Annotated in this window: 17 protein-coding genes; 6 read left to right on the top strand and 11 right to left on the bottom strand. The window is 62.8% G+C overall.

Going from position 1 to position 23,340, the window contains the following annotated elements:
• Positions 1-100 precede the first annotated feature (100 nt).
• The 3 genes from J7I85_RS08160 to J7I85_RS08150 all read right to left on the bottom strand — a co-directional run bounded on the left by J7I85_RS08160 (position 101) and on the right by J7I85_RS08150 (position 2,973).
• Positions 101-274, bottom strand: coding sequence for a hypothetical protein (locus J7I85_RS08160; protein ID WP_214849715.1), 174 nt, complete (start codon positions 272-274; stop codon positions 101-103).
• A gap of 582 nt (positions 275-856) precedes the next feature.
• Entirely contained in the window at positions 857-1,438 is a 582-nt protein-coding gene (locus tag J7I85_RS08155; protein ID WP_102972578.1) for a histidine phosphatase family protein, read from the bottom strand.
• Positions 1,435-2,973, bottom strand: a complete 1,539-nt coding sequence (locus J7I85_RS08150; protein WP_214849515.1) for a CCA tRNA nucleotidyltransferase — start codon at positions 2,971-2,973, stop codon at positions 1,435-1,437. Before J7I85_RS08150 ends, J7I85_RS08155 begins: the two co-directional genes overlap by 4 nt.
• A 195-nt stretch (positions 2,974-3,168) precedes the next feature.
• Between J7I85_RS08150 and J7I85_RS08145 the strand changes: the two genes are divergently transcribed.
• The 5 genes from J7I85_RS08145 (at position 3,169) to trxA (ending at position 9,339) form a co-directional block, all read left to right on the top strand.
• Positions 3,169-3,669 carry an NUDIX hydrolase gene (locus J7I85_RS08145; protein WP_003800186.1) on the top strand — a complete coding sequence of 167 codons (501 nt, stop codon included), beginning with the start codon at positions 3,169-3,171 and terminating at the stop codon, positions 3,667-3,669.
• Positions 3,670-3,741: 72 nt separating this feature from the next.
• A complete protein-coding gene (gene murJ / locus J7I85_RS08140) occupies positions 3,742-5,865 on the top strand; it encodes a murein biosynthesis integral membrane protein MurJ (RefSeq protein WP_214849505.1) in 2,124 nt (707 codons plus the stop codon).
• 171 nt (positions 5,866-6,036) lie between these two features.
• On the top strand, positions 6,037-7,776 hold the full coding sequence (locus J7I85_RS08135) for an ABC transporter substrate-binding protein (protein WP_214849495.1): 1,740 nt from the start codon (positions 6,037-6,039) through the stop codon (positions 7,774-7,776).
• Positions 7,777-8,017: 241 nt separating this feature from the next.
• Positions 8,018-8,974 (top strand): thioredoxin-disulfide reductase, encoded by a 957-nt coding sequence (gene trxB / locus J7I85_RS08130; RefSeq protein ID WP_214849492.1) that lies wholly within the window; start codon positions 8,018-8,020, stop codon positions 8,972-8,974.
• A 38-nt stretch (positions 8,975-9,012) separates the two neighbouring features.
• On the top strand, positions 9,013-9,339 hold the full coding sequence (trxA, locus tag J7I85_RS08125; protein ID WP_111903149.1) for a thioredoxin: 327 nt from the start codon (positions 9,013-9,015) through the stop codon (positions 9,337-9,339).
• Between the two features lie 6,245 nt (positions 9,340-15,584).
• On the opposite strand, the gene J7I85_RS08120 is transcribed toward trxA, so the two are convergent.
• The 8 genes from J7I85_RS08120 to rpmH form a co-directional block, all read right to left on the bottom strand.
• On the bottom strand, positions 15,585-16,904 hold the full coding sequence (locus J7I85_RS08120; RefSeq protein WP_214849489.1) for a ParB/RepB/Spo0J family partition protein: 1,320 nt from the start codon (positions 16,902-16,904) through the stop codon (positions 15,585-15,587).
• 67 nt (positions 16,905-16,971) lie between these two features.
• Positions 16,972-18,024, bottom strand: coding sequence for a ParA family protein (locus J7I85_RS08115; RefSeq protein WP_308159427.1), 1,053 nt, complete (start codon positions 18,022-18,024; stop codon positions 16,972-16,974).
• A gap of 85 nt (positions 18,025-18,109) precedes the next feature.
• Positions 18,110-18,760: a 16S rRNA (guanine(527)-N(7))-methyltransferase RsmG gene (gene rsmG, locus J7I85_RS08110; protein WP_214849472.1), complete on the bottom strand. Its 651-nt coding sequence runs from the start codon at positions 18,758-18,760 to the stop codon at positions 18,110-18,112.
• Between the two features lie 19 nt (positions 18,761-18,779).
• Positions 18,780-19,343, bottom strand: a complete 564-nt coding sequence (locus J7I85_RS08105; RefSeq protein ID WP_214849464.1) for a R3H domain-containing nucleic acid-binding protein — start codon at positions 19,341-19,343, stop codon at positions 18,780-18,782.
• Entirely contained in the window at positions 19,343-20,323 is a 981-nt protein-coding gene (gene yidC / locus J7I85_RS08100) for a membrane protein insertase YidC (RefSeq protein WP_214849462.1), read from the bottom strand. Before yidC ends, J7I85_RS08105 begins: the two co-directional genes overlap by 1 nt.
• A gap of 16 nt (positions 20,324-20,339) precedes the next feature.
• Positions 20,340-20,735: a membrane protein insertion efficiency factor YidD gene (gene yidD, locus J7I85_RS08095; protein WP_214849460.1), complete on the bottom strand. Its 396-nt coding sequence runs from the start codon at positions 20,733-20,735 to the stop codon at positions 20,340-20,342.
• Entirely contained in the window at positions 20,728-21,153 is a 426-nt protein-coding gene (gene rnpA / locus J7I85_RS08090) for a ribonuclease P protein component (protein ID WP_214849453.1), read from the bottom strand. Before rnpA ends, yidD begins: the two co-directional genes overlap by 8 nt.
• A 40-nt stretch (positions 21,154-21,193) precedes the next feature.
• A complete protein-coding gene (gene rpmH / locus J7I85_RS08085) occupies positions 21,194-21,331 on the bottom strand; it encodes a 50S ribosomal protein L34 (protein ID WP_003800212.1) in 138 nt (45 codons plus the stop codon).
• Positions 21,332-21,803: 472 nt separating this feature from the next.
• On the opposite strand from rpmH, the gene dnaA reads away from it, so the two are divergent.
• On the top strand, positions 21,804-23,225 hold the full coding sequence (dnaA, locus tag J7I85_RS08080; RefSeq protein ID WP_214849447.1) for a chromosomal replication initiator protein DnaA: 1,422 nt from the start codon (positions 21,804-21,806) through the stop codon (positions 23,223-23,225).
• The last annotated feature ends 115 nt before the right edge of the window (positions 23,226-23,340 follow it).

Genomic DNA, 23,340 nt, shown 5'->3' with positions numbered 1-23,340 from the left:
GCCGCGCGGGCTCCCTGTGGAAACTGCTGACCGATGTGGCCCACCGGATCCTCCTCTTTGGATCGAAGGCGCGGAGCAAGAACTGCGAAGGGCCTGCGGTTCAGCGCATGCCGCTCATCTGCTGGTGCATGAGCACGTAGACGTCCTCCCGTTTCTGGTCCAGCAGCTGGCCGTCGAACTGTGATTGCTGGACCGTTGTGGCATCGGGGCTGGAAAGGCCGGCATCACCGCTGGGATCGCGGTCGGAGAAAACCTCCTGGAGCTTGCGGAGCATAATTTTTTCACCTCCTTTCAGAAAGTGATGAAAAGAATCCGGGCGCGGAAATTAGAGCCATTCGAGGATGCCAAGAAATGGCCGTAAAAAGGCAAAGAAATGCCCGGCAAGGAAATGTGATCCGAAAAAGCGGCAATTGGCCCACGAAACGGCAGCGCGGCAAGCCCAACAGGAAGCAGGGTTCCGAACTATGGGGAAGCTGCGCAACCGCGTGGTTCCGCTACGGCAGACCGCCGGGTTTCTGAGGAAGTGGCAGAATTGTCTGCCACTGGCCCGCCTGCTCTCCCATCACATGTGGAAGACCGGCAGGGCTGTCAGAATTAGGCTCGGGCGAGTCCGTGAAGAGGGCGCGGGTCAGCAACGAAGGCCGGGAACGCGGTGATGGTCATCTTCCATCCGCTAGTCAAAGTAATCATTTTCCCAACCTCCTTTTCTGCTCTGCCGGTGCCGGCTGACTTGCCGGACACCGTGCGCCATGACCCTGGCAGATCGCTCTGGGGTCAGGAATAAAAGTACACCAAGAATGATCTGGTTGACTACTTATTTTCCGGAAGTTCGAAAAATAGATTCAAAGGAAATTTTTTACAGGCCCCAGCGGACAATGGCAGGCGTCCTTTTGTCCCAGCCCAGGGTGCAGACTTTTGCTGTTCCCAGAATGAAGTGCCGGCCTTCTTCAGGTTCCAGTTCCAGCCAGCGGGCGGTGAGGATGCGGGAAAAGTGGCCGTGGGCCACAATCAGGACGTTGTCCAGCCCTGACTCCAGGACCCGGGCCACGATCTTGTCTGCCCGGGCAGCCACATCATGCAGCTTTTCGCCGTTGGGAACCCCGTGCGTCCAGATCAGGTAGTCGGGATTGTCCTTGCGGATCAGGTCCGAGCTGATGCCCTCATAGTCGCCGTAATCCCATTCCACGGCCAGCGGTTCGTGGACGGCATCCGGAAAACCGGCCAGTTCCGCGGTGCGCCGGGCCCGGCGCAGCGGAGAGGTCAGGACCAGGTCGAAATCAACGCTGTCCAGGATCCTCCGCGCCTCGACCGCCTGCTGCTCGCCCTCCACCGTCAGGGGCAGGTCCGTCAGCCCGGTGTATTGGCCGCTCTTGGACCACTCGGTTTCGCCGTGCCGCAGGATCCAGAGCTGGGGTCGGGCGATGTTGGCGGCGTTCACTTGGACTCCTCGGTTAGGGAAGATTCGACGTCGGCGGGAGAGCCGGGAGACACAGAAGTAGCGGGATCGTCGGGAGACTCAGATGCAGCAGGAGCATCGGCTTCGGGCTGCTCAGCCCACCAGGCCCTGAGCCGGGACTCGGCGTCGGCGGGGTCGAGCGGGCCGTTTTCCATCCGTTCCTCCAGCAGGAACTTGTACGCCCTGCCCACGACGGGCCCGGGCTTGAGGTCCAACAGGGCCATGATCTCGGCGCCGTTCAGGTCCGGACGGACCGCGTCCAGGGATTCCTGCTCGCGGAGGGCCGCAATCCGGGATTCGAGGTCATCGTAGGCAAAGGACAGCCGCTCGGCTTTGCGCTGGTTGCGCGTGGTGACGTCTGAGCGAGTGAGGCGGTGCAGGCGCTCCAGCAGGGGCCCCGCGTCGGTCACGTAGCGGCGCACAGCCGAGTCGGTCCAGCCGGCGTCGCCGTAGCCGTAGAAGCGCATGTGCAGTTCCACGAGGCGGGCCACCGCCTTGATGGTGTCGTTATCGAAGCGCAGCGTCTTCATCCGCTTCGTCGTCAGTTTGGATCCCACCATGTCGTGGTGGCGGAAGCTGACCGCGCCGCCCGGTTCGAACCGGCGCGTAGCCGGCTTCCCGACGTCGTGCATCAGTGCCGCAAACCGCAGGACAAAGTCCGGGCCGGGGACCGCGCCGTCGGAACCAGTCTCCAGGGCGGCCGCCTGCTCCAGGACCTGGAGGGAGTGCTGGTAGACGTCCTTGTGGCGGTGGTGTTCGTCTGCTTCGAGCCGGAGCGCGGACACCTCGGGCAACACGAACTCGGCGAGGCCGGTATCGACCAGCAGGTCGATGCCCACGCGCGGGTGCCGCCCGCAGACGAGTTTGACCAGCTCATCGCGGACGCGCTCGGCCGAGATAATGCTGATGCGCTCGGCCATCCGGGTCATGGCAACGCGGACGTCGTCCCGCACGGACACTCCCAGCTGGGACGCAAACCGCGCGGCCCGCATCATCCGCAGGGGATCGTCGGAGAAGGATGCCTCGGGAGCGCCCGGGGTGGCCAGCACGGAGGCGTGCAGGTCGCGGACTCCGCCGAAGGGATCCACCAGTTCCAGCGCGGGCAGCCGCAGGGCCATGGCGTTGATGGTGAAGTCACGGCGCAGCAGGTCGTCCGTGAGGGAAGAACCGAAGGCCACTACCGGCTTCCGGGACTCGGGGTCGTAGGCCTCGGCGCGGTAGGTGGTGATTTCGATCTGGAAGCCGGCCTTGCGCATGCCGATCGTTCCGAAGGCGCGGCCGATCTCCCAGAAGTTGTCCGCCCACTTCTTAATGAGCGCCACGGTCTGGTCCGGCGTCGCATCCGTCGTGAAATCGAGGTCGGGGGAGGCGCGGCCCAGGAAGAGGTCCCGGACCGGGCCACCGACGAGCGACAGCTCATGACCGGCGTCCACGAACCGCTGACCGAGCTCCAGGACCACCGGGTCCACCTGGAAGTCAACGGTGTGAAGATCAGTCTTTTGATGTGCGTGCGCCATAGTTACTTAAGCTTGTCAGAAAACCAAGCCCTACCGCACCAAATCCCGTCATTGTGCGACGAAGCCGGCAAAGCCCGTAACACGCAGTCCACCTGGAAGCCATGTCCCGGTCATCACGCCGGGGCAAGAGTCGTTAGAGTGGACTGCATGGCCCATCCAGTACCGAGCGCTCCCGGCAGGAGGACGAACCCACCGTTGCCGTCGGCAATCGGTGCCCACGTCGCTCCTGCACCGCACTCGGCCCCGGCCTCGCTCCCCACCGTTGAGGAGGTCTCTGCCGGAGGCGTCGTAGTGGACACGTCCGACGACGAACTGAGGGTAGCGATTATTGCCCGCCTTAACAGGGGCGGACGGCTGGAGTGGTGCCTGCCCAAGGGCCACCCCGAGGGCCGGGAGAATAACGAGGAAGCCGCGGTCCGTGAGATTGCGGAGGAAACCGGCATCGACGGTGACATTCTGGCCCCGCTGGGCAGCATCGATTATTGGTTTACCGTCAGCGGGCACCGCGTGCATAAGACAGTGCACCACTACCTGCTGCGCGCCACCGGCGGCGAACTCACCATCGAAAACGATCCTGACAAGGAAGCGGTTGATGTTGCCTGGGTTCCCATCCACGAGCTTGCGCGCAAGCTTTCGTTCCCCAATGAACGCCGCATCGCCGACCTGGCACGCGAAGTCCTTCCCGAGCACCTCTGACCGTCCGGCAATGCCTGCCGGGTACCCCCGTGCGTGCCGCAATATCAGCGCCCGGGTGAGACGATGAAGACGATGTCAGCAGCCAATCCGTCCTCCGACCAGCCCGCGCAGCCGGGCGAAACACCGCCCGGTGTAGCGCCTGCCAGCGAGGCAGCCTCCAGTGCCGCGCAGCCCGGCGAGGCCCGTTCCAGCGCCATCATGGCTGCCGGGACGCTGGTGTCCCGTGTGCTGGGATTCGGCAAGACCTGGATGCTCGGCGCGGCGCTGGGCCTGGGCTCGACTGTTAATGACACGTTCATCAACGCCAACAACCTGCCCAACCTGATCTTCCTGCTCGTGGCCGGCGGGGTGTTCAATGCCGTGCTGGTCCCGCAGATCATCAAAGCCAGCAGGGCTCCGGACAGGGGAGCGGACTACATCAGCAGGCTGCTCACGCTGGCAGTTCTCGTGCTTCTGTCCCTGACCCTGCTGGTCACGCTGTTGGCGCCGGCGGTCATCGAACTCACCACGCAGGGCTACTCGCCGCAGCAAAAGGCACTGGCTGTTACCTTCGCCTTCTGGTGCCTGCCGCAAATTTTCTTCTATGGCCTGTACGCGCTGCTGACGCAGGTCCTCAACGCCAACGGGGCCTTCGGCCCGGCTATGTGGGCACCCATCATGAACAACATCGTGGCCATTGCCGGCCTTGGCATGTTCATCTGGATCTTCGGTGCCAACAATGTCAACCCGCATTCGCTGGACAACTGGGGCGCGTCCCAGACGTTCTTCGTCGCCGGGTTCTCCACTATCGGCGTCCTCTCCCAGACGGCCATCCTCCTGATCCCGGTATTCCGGCTGAAGCTGGGGCTGCGCCCGCGTTTTGGCTGGCGCGGGGTGGGGCTGGGCCATGCCGCGAGACTGAGCGTTTGGACGCTCCTGACCGCAGCTGCCGGGCAGCTCGCGTTCCTGTACGTCATGCGCATCGCCACCATCCCCGGAGCCGAGCGGCTCCGGCTGCAGGAGGCCGGCGACCCCGCAGGTGACATGCTTCCGGGTAACGCGGTCCTGGAAGTGGCCAGCCAGCTGTACCTGCTCCCGCACTCGATCATCGCGCTCTCCCTGGCAACGGTGCTGTTCAACCGGATGACCCGCGCCTCGCAGGACGGCAACCGTGCGGAGCTCCGTGAAGCCCTGTCGCAGGGGCTGCGGACCATGGCGGTTGCAACGGTGTTCGGTGCGCTGGCGCTGTTCGCACTCGCGGGGCCGCTGGGCATGTTCTTCTCCGGCGGTGCCCGCACGGACGGCGTGATGCTGGCGCAGACGCTCACCATCCTGGCGCTGAGCACCCCGTTCATGAGCGCCAACTTCATGATGTCCCGGGTCTTTTACGCCAACGAGGACGCCCGCACGCCCTTCTACATCCAGCTGGTGCTGGCCCTGGTGAATGTGGTGGCCGCGTTCTTCATTCAGTTCCTGCCGTTCGACCAGATCATTTTCGCCATCGCCGTCCTTTATACCGCAGGGAACATCCTCTCAGTGGTCGTCTCCGCCATCTTCCTGCGCCGCCTGCTGGGGCACCTGGACGGTCCGCGGATCATCAACTCATACATCCGCATGGGCTACGCCGCCCTCGGCTCGGCCATTGCCGGTGTGGGCGCGTTGTGGCTTATGGGCAGCTACAGCCCGGTGGGCTTCGCCTGGAGCAGCCGGCCCGCCGCACTGGCGACCATCGTCGTCGTCGGGCCTGTCATGCTGGCCGTGTACTTGCTGCTGCTGAAGCTGTTCCGGGTCACCGAGCTGCGCGACCTGCTGCGGCCGCTGCTTGGGCGGCTGGGCCGCGGTTCTGGCGGGGGCTCCGGCGCACCGGCGGCGGCTCCCGCTGCCGCGGCTACCGCCGGGGCTTCGGCTGCCGGAGCATCCGCTGGCACTGCTGCACGGCGGCGTCCGACGCCGGAACGCGCCACGGTCTCTTCGGACACCGGCCTGATTCCCCGGATTTCCGGCGAGTTCGATTCTGCCTCCTTCCGCGCCGGGCCCGCGCCCCACCGGGAACCGGAAGATTACGACGCAGCGGCTTACCTTCCTGAGGAGGACGTCCCCGGGACGGCCCGTAGGAACGCCCTGCGCGGGGAGATCCCGCTTCCAGGCCGCAGGACCTACCAGGGAAGACCCGGCCAGAACCCCCACTTCCCGTCACGGCGGAGGAAGAAAAAGTAACCCGGGAGGGAGTCGGCCAGCCCCGTCTTCCGCGGCCGCTGCACAGCATCGGCTAGGATCGAGGGGAACAAAGGTAGTTGCAGACCACGGGTCCGCCGGCGCGCCGGAGGCCTTTCAAGGCGATGCATCGCCAGGGCCAGAAGCATTTCCCGGACAGGCTAGGAGGAACACGTGTCCCACCCGATCGATGTCGGATCAGTACTTGGCGGCCGCTACAAGGTCACGGCCACAGTGCTGAGCTCGCATGACCAGGATCTGGTGCTGGACGGTGTGGACCAGGTGCTGAACCGTTCGGTCAGCATCCTGGTGGCCGGCCCGTACAACGCCGACCAGGTGGCCCAGAGTGCCCGTGAAGTGGCCACGGGGGAGCGCCCCGGGAACATGCAGATTTTGGACCTTGGTGTCAGCGACGCCACGACCTACCTGATCACCAACCACACCTCCGCCGCTGACCTGCTGGACCTGGTGGTTGCTTCCAACCCGCCCTACGTGGAGCCCTTCTTTACGGACACCCTGGGCAGCGAGATCTTCGGGCAGGCGCGCTCCCACGAACCCGAAACCTACGACGAAGACGACGAGGTCGAAGCCGGGTACATCAACTACAGCGGAGGCCAGTCCGGACCGGGCGGGCAGTACCCTGCCAGCGCGCCGAGCCCCGCCGCCAGCCGGTCCACCCACGGGGCCATGGCTCCGCAGGGACTTGGCCAGCACGCTCCTGCGCCGCAGGCCCCCACAGCGCCGGTCCGGAAGGCTCCCGTCGTGCCGCCGCTTCCGGCAGCCCGCCCCGTCGCGGGTCCGGCAGCGGGTGCCGCGCCTGCGGCCGCCGCAGGTGCAGCCGCAGGTGCGGCTGGTTCGCGCGGAAACCGGCAGGGCGTCCCGGAGACCACTGCGCCGCACCCGATTCAGCCGGATAAGGGCTATGAGCAGGACGTCGTCCAGGAGTTCGTCCAGCACGACAACGTTGAGCAGGCACTCCTGCAACGCGAAAACAACCGCTCCGGAAACGCCGCACGTGGAGCCGCCGGTGCAGGTGCGGCAGCCGCAGCTTCCGCGGGGGCTGCCGGTGACGGCCGCAGCTCATCCAAGGTGTCGCTGTGGTCCGAGAACGACTATGACTACGTCCCCGAAGACGAGTATGACGACGAGGGCAGCGACGCGCACGAGCCGGACCGCCGTGCGGGCAATTTCCCTGCGGTCGCCCACACCGGCGCTGCTCCCGCAGCCGACTATTACGACCATGAAGACGACGAGCCCCAGAAGGAGCCGCGTTCCATGCGTTGGCTCGTTGGCGGCCTTCTCGCGGCCGTCCTGATCGTCGGACTCATCTTTGCCGTGACCAACCTCGGCAGCCTCTTCAAGGGTGCACCGCAAACGGAAGCAACCCCCGGAGCCACCGCACCGCCGTCGGCTGCGGCCCAGCCGAGTACCGGTACGCCGGCCCCAAGCACCGCTCCGGCGGCAGGGCCGCCGGCCATCGAGGGGATCACCCGCCAGGGTAACTTTGATTTCGCTTCGACGTACGACGGCGACCTCGGCAAGGCGTCCGACGGAAACGCGGCGAGCTACTGGTCAGACATGGAGTTTGCCACCGAGGACTGGGGCGGTCTTGCTCCCGAGGGTGTCCCGCTGGTGGTCAAGCTCAAGAGCCCTTCCAAGGTCTCCTCGATCACCCTGAACCAGTTGGGTGCGTCTGGCGGAAGCATCACGGTCTACACCAACGACCGCCCCTCGCTGGACGGTGCAAAGCAGGTGGGCACCAACAGCTTCACCTCGCCTGACCTCACCATGCCTCTGGCCGAACCGGTGACTGCCCAGTACGTCATCGTCTCGATCAAGAACCTGCCCAAGCTCGCAGCCCCGAAGACCCGCTTTGGCTACGGCCTGCGGCTCGCGGAGATCAAGGTCCAGTAGAGCACCTGCCCAATAGGGACACTACCTTTCAGCGGTGACGTTCCTCCGGGGCGTAACCGGCATGCCTTGGGTAGCCGGAGGCGGTACCCTTGTGGAAAGTCCCGTGGCGGTGTTTCCGTGCAGGCACGGGCGTTCCCGCCTGCCTCCACACACGTTTGGAATATTCCACACTGCCAATCAGTTGTGCCATGTGGCCGGCCGGAAGGCTGGCGCATCGACAAAGGAAGAGGTTCACCGTTCAGTGAGCACCGCAGAAAACAGCGCGTCAGAAGTACGTGATGTCATCATCGTCGGCTCCGGCCCCGCAGGCTACACAGCCGCCGTGTACACGGCCCGCGCCAACCTGAAGCCGCTGCTTCTGGCTGGCTCCGTCACCGCGGGCGGTGAGCTCATGAACACCACCGATGTCGAGAACTACCCTGGCTTCCCCGAGGGCATCATGGGCCCGGATCTCATGGAAAACTTTGAAAAGCAGGCTGCGCGCTTCGGCACCGAAATCCAGTTCGAGGACGTCACCGCCTTGGATCTCGACGGTGACATCAAAACTGTCACCATCGCAACGGGGGAGACCTTCCGCGCCCGTGCCATCATTCTGTCCACCGGCTCGGCGTACCGCGAGCTCGGCCTGGCCAATGAAAAGAGGCTCTCCGGCCATGGTGTGAGCTGGTGTGCAACCTGCGACGGTTTCTTCTTCAAGGACCAGGACATCGCAGTGATCGGTGGCGGCGACTCGGCCATGGAAGAAGCGCTCTTCCTCACCAAGTTCGCCAAGTCCGTAACAGTGGTCCACCGCCGCGACACCCTGAAGGCCTCCAAGATCATGGGTGACCGCGCACAGGCCCACGAGAAGATTAACTTCGTGTGGAACACCGCCGTCGAGGACGTCCTCGGCGAAGGCAAGGTCACCGGCCTGAAACTGAAGAACCTGGTCGACGGCACCGAGTCCGAACTTGCCGTGACCGGCGTCTTTGTGGCAATCGGCAACGATCCTCGCACCGAGCTCGTCAAGGAGAGCCTGGAGATCACGGACGCCGGGACCATTGCCGTCGAGGGCCGCAGCTCCCGCACCAGCATCAAGGGCGTCTTCGCCGCCGGCGACGTCGTGGACCCGACCTACCGCCAGGCGATCACCGCATCCGGCTCCGGCTGTGTCGCAGCGATCGACGTCGAGCACTACCTCGCAGACCTTCACGCCTGACCGGCGCTGAAAAGCATCGAAAGAGAGAGACAAGGGTTATGAGCAACGCAAAAGACGTAACAGACGCAAGTTTCAGCAGCGACGTACTCGCAGCTGACAAGCCGGTAATCGTTGACTTCTGGGCCGAATGGTGCGGTCCGTGCCGGAAGCTGGGTCCCATCCTGGATGAGATCTCGGTGGAGTACGGCGAGAAGGTCAACGTCGTTAAGGTGAATGTTGATGACAACCCTGCCATCGCCGCCGAGTACGGCATCACCTCCATTCCTGCCGTGTACCTGTTCCAGGGCGGCGAAGTGAAGAGCACGGTCATTGGTGCCAAGCCGAAGCAGTTCTTCGAGAAGGAATTCGCGGACGTTCTGTCCTAGTCCCAGCATGCCTGGACGGGAATCCTGACAGGCAACGCCGGCAACAGGCGCCAGAAAGGTGGCCATCACTCCGAGAGGAGTGATGGTCACCTTTCGTTCTGCGGGTAAACCTCAGCGACGACGGCACGTACTTAACGGTCCGGACGACATCCGCTGGGATAATGCACACAGGCTCGATGTGAGCGAGCGGCAGCTGGGACGAACCGTGACTCATATGCTGCGTGGAATGCCGATTCGTCCTCTTTCTCTGTCATTCCAGCGTTACTCCACCTTGCCACATAGCCCACTCACCCCCACCCGGGGGCCGTGGTGCCGAAGGAAACTCGATTGGGATGCGAATGCTCGGTCTACTCTCCCAGAATCGTCCAGTCACACACGGGGGTGGGGCATAGGGGCCGTATGGGCGGAGCACCGCCAGCAAGCGTGACGCATCGCGGACAGCGCCTTCGAATTGAGGATACGCACGTCGCCTCGGGCAAGATGCGAGAATCCGGCCCGGACCCTTTTGGGCTGCGGTTGTGGGAGCTGTGGACCGCAGACAAGGATGTTTCACGTGAAACGATCAGTGGACCCAGCCATCGGACAATGCGGAACCGGGTCGCGAGCCGGTGATCATGGCTCTTCGCCCGTCGTCCTCTAGCATTGCCGACGAACGGGACACTCCAATTCCGCTTTGGCGCACGATCAGCGGACGACTTTTGACCGCTTCACCACCACGCCCAGTGTGGTGGCCTGGTTCGCTACAAGCTTGAAGGTCGCGGAAGTAGCCACCAAAGGGAACTGCCACCTTTGCCGAAGCGGTAGATGTAAGCCTGGAACGTAGGGCCCCGCAGCGGCCCGTTCAATACTCAAGGTCATGGTCAGTCGCCACCTGGATGCTGGCGCACTGTTCATGTAGGGGAATAGTTGCTAGGCAACGTTGTGCGGATTCCGACGAGCGAGCAGGTCGCCGTCGTTGCGCTTCGCGTATCGAAATGGTTAGGGGTGGTTTAACAAATGAAGCAAGGAGCCCCTGGACATATTTTTGCACCCAACCGCAGAAACTGGTGCCTGGAGGGCAGGGTGGTGTTGGGAGCGCTCTGAGCCGGATACGTTTCACGTGAAACATGAACGACCCTAACCAGTCGAGGCATCTGGATGCGCAGAACCGAGATCACCGAAAAACGAGACGGCCTGCTACGAAAACTACCCCTGGACTAGCTCAATCGCCTCGCCAACGGCGAGCCCACTCCACCGCGTACCCCTCCCTCAGGGTCTTGCGCCACTGGAGGTCGAGCAGACATATGACGACATGGATGTCGTACCGTGGGGGCTCCCCGCTTTTGCAGCATCTCGCGGCCCCGCACCGCACGACGAACTACTGGCCCAGATGGGTGCCAGCACTACGTGCTCACCGAATCCACACATACAAGCACTTCTAGCCCTCCGGTGAGCCAGCCTATGAGCACCCCGAACCCACGACGCGGGCTGTGGACGGGAGCACCCATATATACCTTATGAGTACGGCTGCGGTTGCAGACAGACCCACGGCCTGATACAAAGCAGACCCAGACGGCACCAGTTCCGAGGTTCCCGCAAGCGGACCCAAACGCGGGGCCAGCCACTGGCTGCGGTCGCATGTCTCGGACGCCGATCGCCGATTGCCGATACCAGCGCTGAGCGGCGCCGCCCCCGCACTGAGAATGGGAAGGTTGTTCTTCTCGATTCAAGCTGCAAAGACCTGAAACCTAGAGCAACTCCAGGCCTGATCTTATCCCCGAGTGGCGGACACAGTTTAAGAGGTGTTAGCCGTGGCTTTCCGTGCGTTCTCAGCGAGTAGGTACAAATGGGGACTCACATCACGACCCTGATTTCCCTGCTGCACACTTGTAAAGGTGGCCGGGCGCGGACCCTGTAGCCGCAGGGTTTGGGTGTACTCCGCGTGTGCCTTCTCCTATCACTCGGCCCACGGCAGCTGCAAGCCCAAATCAGGGCGTTCGAGAGGCAGATTCCCATCAAAGCGTTGCTCTACATCAGCGCCCCAGGAACTGACAGTCGCCTCCCGACGGCTCCATGCCTGACGCTGCGCAATATGAGGCACCCTGGAAAAACCTTCTGCGAGAAGCCGAAGCCAATGTTTCACGTGAAACGACACTGATCCCGCTAGCCTCGGCAGGGGAGCAACCCCAATAGTTTCACGTGAAACACCGCGCGCACCAGTTCAGATTGGCCGCCGCAGGGAAGCGCCACTGCCTGGCAACAATCCCTGAGTAGTGTGGCGCATCATGACCGCAGTGTCCGATCGAGCCGGGGGATCGCCGGCGATCGGATCGCAAGACGACAAGCGGACCCCCCTTTGAGCACCAATCACATGAGCGGAAGTCTGGCGCACCGTAGCGCGAGATCTCCTTTTGGCGCGTCACGGACGGCCGTTCCGACGAAGCCAGGACAGCCAGCCCGAGTGCCAGAAGGCCAATGCTGCGGGCCAGGTGCCACCATCGGGCTTCATGCGACCAGGGCTCTGTCCGCGCCACATGATGGCATAGTCCAAGCCCGGCTGCCCGGATACCGCCAGCCACAGCTGGATCCGCCAAGTAGACCCAACACAAGATGGGACCGCCCCATGTCCCAACGGCCTTCGTTTCCGGACCAGTGGGGGAATGGGGGGACGAGCAGTGCGGAATACGTCACTAGACTGGGCGGCGTCTCCATACGAGACGAGGTCTTGTCGTGTAACCCGTTTGAGCTATTCGCCTCGGTACCCTTCCGGCCTCCTCGTAGCTTCCACTCCAGTTTCTGGTCCACTGCTCCTGGTCTATCGACAGCTCCCTCGCGAACCCAGGGCGGTCTCAGCTCCTCCCGGTCCTCGGCCTTCCCTCTCAGAGGGGAATGCGGTATGCGGAGTCGACGCCGTGCTCAGCCCGATGGAAGTCGGAGATTGCGACGTCGGGTCATTGCCCGGTGATGAAGCACCTTACGAGGCGGAGGGAATACGGCCCACGGCCCCGCCGAAACGTTAGGTCCGCACCAGCTTCCCACCCGGTCTAAGGGATTCCGCCGCGCGGCGCCAGCTTCGCCGAGGACCCATTTCACGATCCGGCCCTAGCCATCATCACAACAAACCGACGCTGGCCTAGAACCACAAAACCTTCGGCGGGGCGCACAACACCACTGTCCTAGGAGTGCAAAGATAACGCGCAGGCGCGGCCTCCGTGGAGACGCGCATCGAACGCATCGCAATCGCACCCTGGTCCTCGCGGCAACACGTGCTGTACGGATGTCTATGCGTCGAGAGCCTCAGGCCATTATCTGGCGCCCGCGGATCGAGAGGCGTCAGTCATGAGGCCAACTCCTGCTCTCCGATGCAGCGATGATTTTCCATTCGTGCCCTCCCAGGTGATGGGTCAGGTCCGACGAACCTTGGCGTCATCCGGGTAGGCACAGTCGCGGGACCAAGGTCGCCCAGCTCGAGCCGTGGCCCAACTTCACTATCCATTCTGATCGCTGTCGCGATAGGGGACGGTGACTCCGCGCAAAGCGATTGGGCCCCCTGTCATATGTGTATTCACTGGGCCTCACGGTGACTTTATTCACAGTCTTATCCACAGGTGAATCCACATGCTTATCCACAGGCATCTCGGCCGCACTGTGGGCATACGGTCAGCTCCATGAGCGATCTCACACCTCACGCCCGCGCCGTTCGGCGGGCGAGTCGGCGTAGCCTCCCGGCGTGACGCGATGCAACCTTCAAGGTTCCTTGGTAATTGTGCCGAGAATCACCTTTTAGGAAACCTTTTTAATGCTCCAAGGCGTGCCGCAACTGAGGCACCTGACTGCACCGTGACAGCCGCCGTCTGGCAACGTGGCGTTTCACGTGAAACAAATACGGGAAGCCCGACCGCACAGAACACTAAGGCCATCACAGGGCCGCCGAACGGGTGGTCCCTCGCCACTTCCGCAGCCCCATATCCCCAGCGTTACCCACAGGGTTATCCACAGGGTTATCCACCGGTCTATCACCACCTCGCAGACAGGATGTGCAGCACCAATACTGCCGTCGTCGGTTGGTCGTCAGGCCCGGCTCGCATGTGGATGCGACCAGGTGATTCCTAATTTGTGCCACCCGGCTTTGAGCCGCCTGCTGCATAAGAGGCGGCGGCGCTTACACGCATTGCATTCCGGATCACCGCTAGCGTGCGATCGCGGAGTTTTACCTAGTGGTGTGTGTCGTTCCGGGCGGCGCCCCCGTCCTCCGACGTTGAAGATCGCGGCGAAGACCCCAAGCCAATCGCACCGGCGCCGCTTCGGCACCGGCATCTAGTCTGCCCGCGCGGCTCGGTACTGCGGCTTTCGGAAGCATCAATGGCACGTTGGAAAGGGCTCCCACACTCAATCCCAGGGCGAGACGCGTTGGACCACCTCACGTCGACGCAGAGGGGGTCATGTTCACGTGAAACGGCGCCACCGCAGAGCTAGTCCAACACCCAGTGTTCGACATGCGATGCCCCTCACGCGGCTAGGAACTTCTTGCAGGAGAGGCGCCGCATCGAGGTGCCGCCGGATGCGATAGCTCCACGCACCCCACTCCCAGCCGCAGGGGAGTTGGAACCGACCATATCGGGGTCTGCGACCGTTGGCCCCTGAACTGATAGCTCGTGCCCGCGCGGCCTCCGTCGTCACCTGCGCCTTGGTCCCGCTGAACATAGGATGACAGTCCGCGCGGTGAGTCGTGTCCGCCGCCCAGGCCGCAGGTCCGCTACTGTCTCTTCAAGAAGTCCTCTGCACAGCACGCTGTCATGTTTTGTCTCGAGGCGTACGTGATGTCCAGGTCTATTCCACCTGCCGAACTCCTGTAGTCCATACCTGCCTGGCTTGGCCATGAGCCGCCGAAGCGCCCGGGGAACGCATGCGGTGCGCTCATTCTGAGGTAGACACCGTGGCCCAGCGGGTGCTTACATAGCGTGCCGCGCCACGCTTCCGCCGCAGTAGGGTACCGCACCAGAGCAGAAAGCGCTAGAACGTCCCGAACCCGCGGACGGAGCAGCCGACAGCCATCTCTACATCCCCGTGGACAGAACGAATCATCCGCCCCAACATCTTGGCACACGCGAAACGTACCGGTCAGCGGTATGTTTCACGTGAAACGCAAGGAGCACCCAGCTGCCGACAGCCTCGAGACGCGTCCAATGGGGGCCTCGTCCATATGGGCCATCAAGAACGGCGCGTCAAAGAGTATGCTGCTGAAGGCCGGGTCCGCCCCACTGGCCAGAACACGGCCGGTGCAGCCTGCGGCCACACCGGTCGCTCCAAGTCCAAACGCCCCGGGAGCGGATGTCGGGATACTGCAGCCGCGACTACCCAGTGAGCCGAGGCTGCGGGCGCGCAGGGGCGAAAGCAGTTACCGTTCCACCGAAGCGCGAGGCATGGAACAGACCGGCCCCTGCCGACTTAGCCTTCGGCGCGCGAGTCACGGGAAGCGCCGAGAATATTGAGGGAAGATAACAGAACAGAACAAAGCCCGTACAACCCAGCGGTAGCTGATGTGAGCCTGGTCGGATCTGCATCGGACAACTCGCCTGTTTCACGTGAAACAGCCCCGGATCGCGAGGGTTGCGCTGGTCCAATCGCGTAGTGAACGTCCCGAGCTTGGGTCAGAGTCATGGTGGGCGGGGCCCAGGCGATCTGCAAGTCCAATACGCGCTTCAGGTCTACATATGCGGGTCATCAAACACGTCCGTCACTGTCAGAAATGGTCACTGACTGTCGAACCGCGCGCCACAGCACGCGAAGAATGGCCGCCCCACCCGACCTTGCCCTGCAGCACGCTCCGCCACGCAAACTATCGTCATAGGCGCGTCCCGCCCGGCCCACCCGAGATAAGGGACCAGGGGTATTTGCCGGTAGGCACAAGGTCTGGAGTGATTTTCCTCGCCGAAGTTTGCAGCTGCGGACGCTCAAGCCCGGGTCTGACTGCCCCGCATGCGTCGCTCCACGGCCATGGGAAGCGCTGGACGCTGCTGCCAGGCAAGACTCCGCAACCAGTGAGCCGGCTCCGTCTAGAGCCCCAGGAGTCAAAAGTATCCAAGCGAGTACGGATTGCAGCACCCTCAGTAGCGCCGCGCCCTGCTCACAGCCACCCTGCTGTGCCGTCATCACAGTAACGGCACGATCACTTGGAAGCCGTAAATTGACTGTCGGCATCCATCGCGCGCAGGAACAGCAAAGGGCCCGTTCTTAAGAACGGGCCCTGATCGTTGGCTTATTCTTTAGTTTTCGGCGCCCGGCGCTAAGACATCCATTATGCGGTTCAGGTCCTCAACGCTCGCAAACTCGATACTCACACGTCCCTTACGAGCGCCAAGCGAGATCTTCACGTTGGTGTCGAGCCTGTCCGAGAGCGAGGACGCCAAGTAATCCAGCCGTTCGTGACGTGCGCCCGGGCGAGGAATGTTGTTCTTCGCTGGCGTCGCGGGTTCACGGTGCAGCGTGACTGCTTCCTCGGTGGCGCGTACCGACATGCCCTCAGCCACAATCTTCTGCGCCAGGCGTTCCATGGACGCCGCATCCGGCAGCGAGAGGAGAGCCCTGGCGTGGCCGGCCGAGAGCACATTTGCTGCGACACGACGCTGCACCAGCGGCGGAAGCTTCAGGAGCCGCAGGGTGTTGGACACCTGAGGGCGGGAGCGACCGATGCGGTCAGCCAGCTGCTCGTGCGTCGTGCCAAAGTCCTCAAGCAGCTGCTGGTACGCGGCAGCTTCTTCGAGCGGATTGAGCTGACTGCGGTGCAGGTTCTCCAGCAGCGCGTCACGGAGCAGGTCATCATCCGTCGTATCACGAACAATCGCCGGAATCGTGGAGAGTCCAGCAGCCTGTACGGCACGCCACCGGCGCTCACCCATCACCAGCTCGTACGGTTCTCCACCTTTTTCGGTTGAAGTACGCACCACAATTGGCTGGAGGACGCCTATTTCACGAACAGAGTGAACAAGCTCCGCCATGTCGTCCTCATCGAAGACGGAACGGGGCTGTTTGCGGTTTGGATGGATGTCCGTGACAGGAATCTCGGCAAAACGCACGCCTGGAACCTCGACGAGGTCAACGCCGTTGTCCGCGACAGTAGCGGATTCTGCGTTGCCCCCGGCAGCGGCAGACTGGGCAGAAGCGGAACCGTTCTTAGGCTCATCCGCCGCAGACGTGTCCGGGCGAACGGCTTCGGACTCCTCAGCATTCTTGGCGGAACCCGCGCGGGCTTCCGAAGCACCGCTCCGGGAAGCAGCAGTCTTCGCCGTGGACTTGGCAGGGGAGGGCTTTACCGCATCCGAAGCACCCTCGCTGCCTGCGGCAGCCTCCGCTTCAGCCGGAGACTCCGCCGAAGCCTTCCGACCGGAGCGGCGTGCAGCCGTTTCGTCGAGGTCAGACTTGTCCGGCTCAACGGCCGGGACGGGTTCAGCCGTCTTGCGCGCCTCCGGGAAGAAGAGATCCACAGGGCGCGACGGAGCTGCTCCGTTACCCGAAGCGCTTGCGGACGCGGAACTTGGAATGAGTGCGCCAAGACCGCGACCGAGCCCGCGTCGCTTATCGCTCATGGATGATTCCCTCCATCGGAAGAGCCCGGCTATGCCGGGCTCCGGCTGTTGCTGTGTTTGGAAAATTCTAACGCTCAGCGATTTCCGCTGCGGCTTCCAGGTAGGACAACGCGCCGCTGGAGGATGGATCGTAGGTCATGACGGTCTGCTGGTAACTCGGCGCTTCGGAGATCCGCACAGAGCGCGGAACGACGGCGCCAAGGACCTGCTCCGGAAAGTGCTGCCTGACTTCAGCTGCCACCTGGGCGGCCAGGTTGGTGCGCCCGTCGTACATGGTGAGGAGGATCGTGGAAACTTCCAGTTCTGCATTCAAGTGCTTCTGGATCATCTCAATGTTCTTCAGCAGCTGGCTCAGTCCCTCGAGTGCGTAGTATTCGCACTGAATGGGGATGAGTACTTCGCCGGCCGCACAGAAGGCATTGACCGTCAGCAGGCCCAGGCTGGGCGGGCAGTCAATGAAGATGTAGTCGAGCCGCTGCTCGCCCTTCTTCTGCCGGGACTTGGCATAGACGTCGATGGCGCGGCGGAGGCGCTGCTCCCGTGCCACCAGGGAAACGAGTTCGATCTCGGCGCCGGCCAAGTGGATGGTGGCCGGGGCGCAGATGAGGTTGCTGATGTCCGGGCACGGTGCGACTACGTCTTCCAGAGGCAGATCGTTGATCAGGACATCGTAGATGCTGTCGACGTCGGCATGGTGCTCAATGCCCAGTGCCGTGGACGCGTTGCCCTGCGGGTCGATGTCGATGACCAGGACGTTCAAGCCCGCCGCCGCCAGCGCTGCAGCGATGTTGACGGTGGTTGTGGTCTTTCCCACTCCACCCTTTTGGTTTGAAACCGTGAAGATCCGTGTCTTCTCCGGCTTCGGCAGGTTGCGGCCGAGGAGGCGTTCCCGCCTCCTGTTCTCGTGCGCGAGTTCCCGGGCGATGGGGCTCGAATCATCCAGCGTGTCCAAGACGTTGCCCCGGGCGGCAGTTTCACGTGAAACCTTGGCCGCGCTCGTGCCTGCAACCGGATTGGACTGATTTACTGTCGTAGCGACCGGTGATGCGCCAAAGGCACGCGCCGACCCCAGAGACACGAACGGGGGAATCCGCTGCGTGGAGGTTTCGCTACTGGTCACTGGGACACACTCACTCTCGTTCGGCTTTCACTGCCGTTCTCTAGCCTAACCGCTACACCCCAAGGACCCGCGGCACCTTGCGGGGCTAGGCCCTCTTTTGGGTCTTCTTAACTACGATGCGCACCACCGTGGTGGGCTCCTCGAGCAGGTCTTGGCCTACTGTGACCACCGACGTCTCCACGCCGCCAAGCTTGCGAATGACCTTAGCCGCCTTGTCGATCTCATCGGCGGCACTGCGACCCTTGATGGCCACGACTTCACCCTCGCCGCCGAGCAGCGGAATGGTGAGGCCTGCAAGATTGCTCAGTGCGGACACTGCCCGGGCGGTCACGACGTCGGCCGTCACCATCCCAACGGCAAGTTCGGCACGCGTGCGCATGACGGTGACATTACTCAAACCGAGATCGTCAACCACTTCCTGAAGCCAGATCACCCGGCGCTCCAGCGGTTCGATGAGCGTCAGTTCAAGGTCAGGGCGGGCGATAGCAAGGCAAAGGCCCGGGAGTCCGGCGCCACTCCCGACGTCGGCCACGTGGCTGCCCCGGGGAATTTCACTCTCGATCACCGCGCAGTTCAGGACGTGGCGTCCCCAGAGCCTGGGGATTTCCCGCGGTCCGATAAGCCCGCGCTCGGTGCCTGACGTCGCCAGGTGTTCGACATACCGTTCCGCCAGGCCGAAGCGGTCGCCGAAGATCTTCTCCGCAGCCTGGCGCTCCGCTGCCGTAATTGCAACCATCAGTAAGTCAGCCAACGATTCAGTCGGCGGAAACGACGATGTGCCGGCCTGCACCCTCGCCCTCGGACTCGCTGACGAATCCAAGGTCGGCGACGGCGTCGTGGACGATCTTCCGCTCGTAGGCGCTCATGGGCTCCAGCGCTACGGGCTCGCCTGTTTCCTTGACGCTGGCAACGGCGTCCTCAGCGATCTTCTGCAGGTGACCTGCCCGTTCCTTCCGGTAGCCGTTGATGTCAAGCACCAGGCGTGAGCGGTTTTCCGTCGCGGAAAGAACGGACAGACGGGTCAGTTCCTGAAGGGCTTCCAGGACCTCGCCGTCCTGACCAACGAGGCTTTCCAGCCCCGCGGACTCTTCCTCGGCCACGATCGAGATGTAGGTGCGTCCGTTGCGGACCTCGATGTCAATGTCGCCGTCGATGTCGGCGATGTCGAGCAGTTCCTCAAGGTAGTCGGCGGCTACATCGCCCTCTTCTTCCAGGCGGCTTGCCGTCGTGCCCTTGCCCGCGTTTGCGGTAGAGGCAACGGAGTCCTGGTCTTCGCCGGCTTCAGCGGAAAGTGCGTGTTCAGAGCTCTCAACAGACATTACTTCTTCTTCCTGTTCTTACGTTGTGGCTGAATGCGCTGCGCCCGGGCCTGCGCAACCGCGGCGGCGGCAGCTGCTTCACCTTCGACGTCGGCCTTCTTGCCGCCCAGGATAGGAAGGGCTGGAAGGCCCTTGGCGGCACGGCGCTCGGCGAGAGCCTTGGCGGCGGGGGATCCCGGCGTCGGCATGCGGCGGATGACAAAGAACTGCTGGCCCATGGTCCACAGGTTGGTGGTGGTCCAGTAGATGAGGACACCGATGGGGAAGTTGATGCCGCCCACACCGAACACGATCGGCAGGATGTAGAGCATCATCTTCTGCTGGCGCATGAACGGGCTGGCCATGGCCTCTTCGGACATGTTCTTCGCCATGATCTGCTTCTGCGTGATGAACTGCGAGGCCGTCATGGCCAGGATCATGATGATCGAGAGGATCCACACAGCGACCTCGTTGCCGCCCGGGGGCGTGCCGTGGAGCAGGGTCGCGGACAGCGGAGCGCCGAAGATGCTGGACTTGTCGAACTGCTGGACCTGGTTCGCGCTCATGGCGCCAATGCCCTGGCCGCTGGAGCTGGCGTTCGCGACGCCGGACAGCACCTGGAACAGCGCGAAGAAGAACGGCATCTGGATCAGCATGGGCAGGCAGGCCGAGAACGGGTTGGTGCCGTGCTTCTTGTACATGGCCATCTGCTCCTGCGCCATGGCCTGGCGGGAGAGCTGGTCGGTCTTGCCCTTGTACTTTTCCTGCAGCTTCTTCAGGTCCGGCTGCAGTAGCTGCATGCCGCGCTGAGCCTTGATCTGCTTCACGAACACGGGAATCAGTGCGGCACGGATCACCAGCACCAGGCCGATGATGGACAGTGTCCAGGTCCAGCCGGAGGCCGCAGGCAGCCCGATGGCAGTCAGGCCCTCGTGGAAACCCACCATGATGATGGACACAAGCCACTTGAACGGAAACATGATTGTTTCAAAGAAGTCCATACGATATCCCTATTCGTCAGGCCGCAGCGCGGCCTTCTTCATCAGTCTGAGCATCCAGGTACTTGTCCGGGTTGTTCAGCACAACAATTGTGGGGGTCTGGTTTTCAGGCCATTCCCGGTGGCCGGCGGGGACATGGTCCACGCCACCGGCGTTCCACGGGTGGCAGCGTGCCAGACGCCTGGCCGCGAGCCAGCTGCCCTTGACGGCACCGTGGACGGTGACTGCTTCAAGCGCATAAGCCGAGCAGGAGGGAAAAAAGCGGCAAACCTGGCCGTACAAGGGAGAAATCACCTTGCGGTAGGCCAGGAGCAGAAGAATGAGGATATTGCGGGGCAGGTTCCAGATGAAGCTGCCCGCAGCCGCTGCTGCGGACTTGGGGGAACGGACGACGGCGGCACTCGGGTCAAGCACGCTGTGTCCCCTCCTGTGTTGTTCCGTCCGGTCGCGTTCCGGCCGGCCTCGTTCCGGTCACCCCCGGGTGGCGGCCAGCCAGCCGCCTCATGGTGTTAGCCAAGGCAGCGTTGTAATCAGCCAGGAGTTCATCCCAGCTGGCTGTTGCGGAGGCAGGCAAAGCACGCACCACAATAGCGAACCCGGTGCCGTACTCGTGCAGCGAGACAGCGCCGGCTTCTCTAAGTCTCCTCTTAACGAGGTTCCTGGCAACAGCGTTCCCGACAGCTTTGGAAACAATGAAGCCGATGCGGCTTGGTTCGTCGGCTCCAATAGTTGCCGTATATAACACTACGTTCCGGCGTCCATTGCGGACGCCGGAACGTACAGTTGTTGAAAAATCGGTTGAAGTCCTCAGGCGGTTCCGGGTGGCAAGCACCGCTAATCTCGCAGAAGGAAGAAGACCGACAAGTCAGTATTTAGGCCGACAGTTCGGTGCGGCCCTTGCCACGACGGGCGGCCAGAATGGCACGGCCGGCACGGGTGCGCATACGAAGGCGGAAGCCGTGCTTCTTGGCCCGACGGCGGTTATTCGGCTGAAAAGTCCGCTTGCTCACGTTAGTTACTCCAGTGGATCAAAGGTGCGCCCACCCGATCAGTAAGGGGAAGAACTGGCCGACGCTAAGTTTTGTATGTGTCTGCTTCCCCTGGATTTCCCGGAACACGCGAAGCGTCCGGAAGTCCAAAATGGGTTCAGAAAGCAGGCACAAAGGACTCCACAACGGTAGGGCAAAACGCCGCCGGGAGTCAAACCAGCAGGGCATCCGGCGTGTTTCCCCAGCTGTGGCTAACCGTGTGCCGAACCTGTGGATGAAGCGGCCCACAATCGCCGTTTTCGAACCACAACGGTGTAATTATCCACAAGGGACTTCCCAGCTATCTTCTAGGCTTTTCATCCCCTAGAGTGTCTCAGTAGCCGATTATCCACGGACTGTGCATAACCCTGTGGATTAAGCCGGGCCAGCACCCTGGTTTTCGGGCTTGCGGCTGCATGTAATGCAGGCAGCAAGCTTTGAGGAACCGAATTTGATGACAGTAGACGAAGCCAACCACGCCAACACTGTCGGAAGTTCCTGGCGGCGCGTGGTGAATCTTCTCGAACAGGACGACCGCGTCTCGCCCCGGCAACGCGGCTTTGTCATCCTCGCGCAGGCCCAGGGCCTCATCGGTTCCACCCTTCTCGTTGCCGTGCCCAACGAACTGACGAGGGAAGTGCTCCAGACCCAGGTCAAGGACGCTCTCGATGACGCGCTCCGCAACGTCTTCTCTGACGACATCCGCTGCGCGATCGACGTCGACACCGATCTGGTGCCCATCCACGTGGAGCCCGAACCCGCCGTCGAGCTTTCCCTCGCAAACGATCCCTCGGTGGAGCAGAAGCCGCAGCCAATGCTGCCGAGCACTTCACACGAGTTCGGCAGGCTTAACCCCAAGTACGTTTTCGACACCTTCGTCATCGGTTCCTCCAACAGGTTTGCCCATGCTGCGGCCGTCGCCGTGGCCGAAGCCCCGGCCAAGGCCTACAACCCGCTGTTCATCTACGGCGACTCGGGCCTGGGCAAGACCCACCTGCTGCATGCCATCGGCCATTACGCCCGGCGCCTCTACAGCGGCATCCGCGTCCGGTACGTCAACTCCGAGGAATTCACCAACGACTTCATCAACTCGATCCGTGACGATGAAGGCGCCAGCTTCAAGACGACGTACCGCAACGTCGACGTCCTGTTGATCGACGACATCCAGTTCCTGGCCGGCAAGGACCGGACGCTGGAGGAGTTCTTCCACACGTTCAACTCGCTGCACAACAACAACAAGCAGGTGGTCATCACCTCTGACCAGCCACCCAAGCTGCTTGCAGGCTTCGAGGACCGGATGAAGTCCCGCTTCGAATGGGGCTTGCTGACGGACATCCAGCCACCCGAACTGGAAACACGCATCGCCATCCTCCGGAAGAAGGCCCTCAGCGAAGGCCTGTCCGCCCCGGACGACGCCCTGGAGTACATCGCTTCGAAGATCGCCAGCAACATCCGCGAACTCGAAGGCGCCCTCATCCGTGTGACGGCGTTCGCCAGCCTCAACCGCCAGCCGGTGGACGTGGCCCTCGCGGAGATGGTGCTCAAGGACCTCATCACCGACGATGGCGCCCAGGAAATCACGTCGGGCCAGATCCTGCAGCAGACGGCTGAATACTTCAAGCTCAGCATGGAGGAGCTGTGCAGCAAGTCGCGGACCCGGACCCTGGTGACCGCACGCCAGATCGCCATGTACCTGTGCCGCGAGCTGACTGACATGTCGCTGCCCAAGATCGGCCAGGAGCTCGGCGGCCGGGACCACACCACCGTGATCCACGCCGACCGCAAGATCCGTGAACTTATGGCCGAGCGGCGTGTGATTTACAACCAGGTCACCGAGCTCACCAACCGGATCAAGCAGCAGCAGCGCGACTCCTGATCCAAGGTTCTTAACCTTATTAACAGGGGCGTGTGGATAACCCTGTGGACAGTTAAGGGGACAACCGCGGTTAATGGGCTTAAAACCCTTAAGGCGCCTGTGGATCACCAAACAG

Source organism: Arthrobacter sp. ISL-65 (genome assembly GCF_018613795.1).
Lineage (GTDB): Bacteria > Actinomycetota > Actinomycetes > Actinomycetales > Micrococcaceae > Arthrobacter.
Note: the sequence above shows the minus strand (reverse complement) of the source record. Positions and strands in the feature narration are given on the sequence as shown.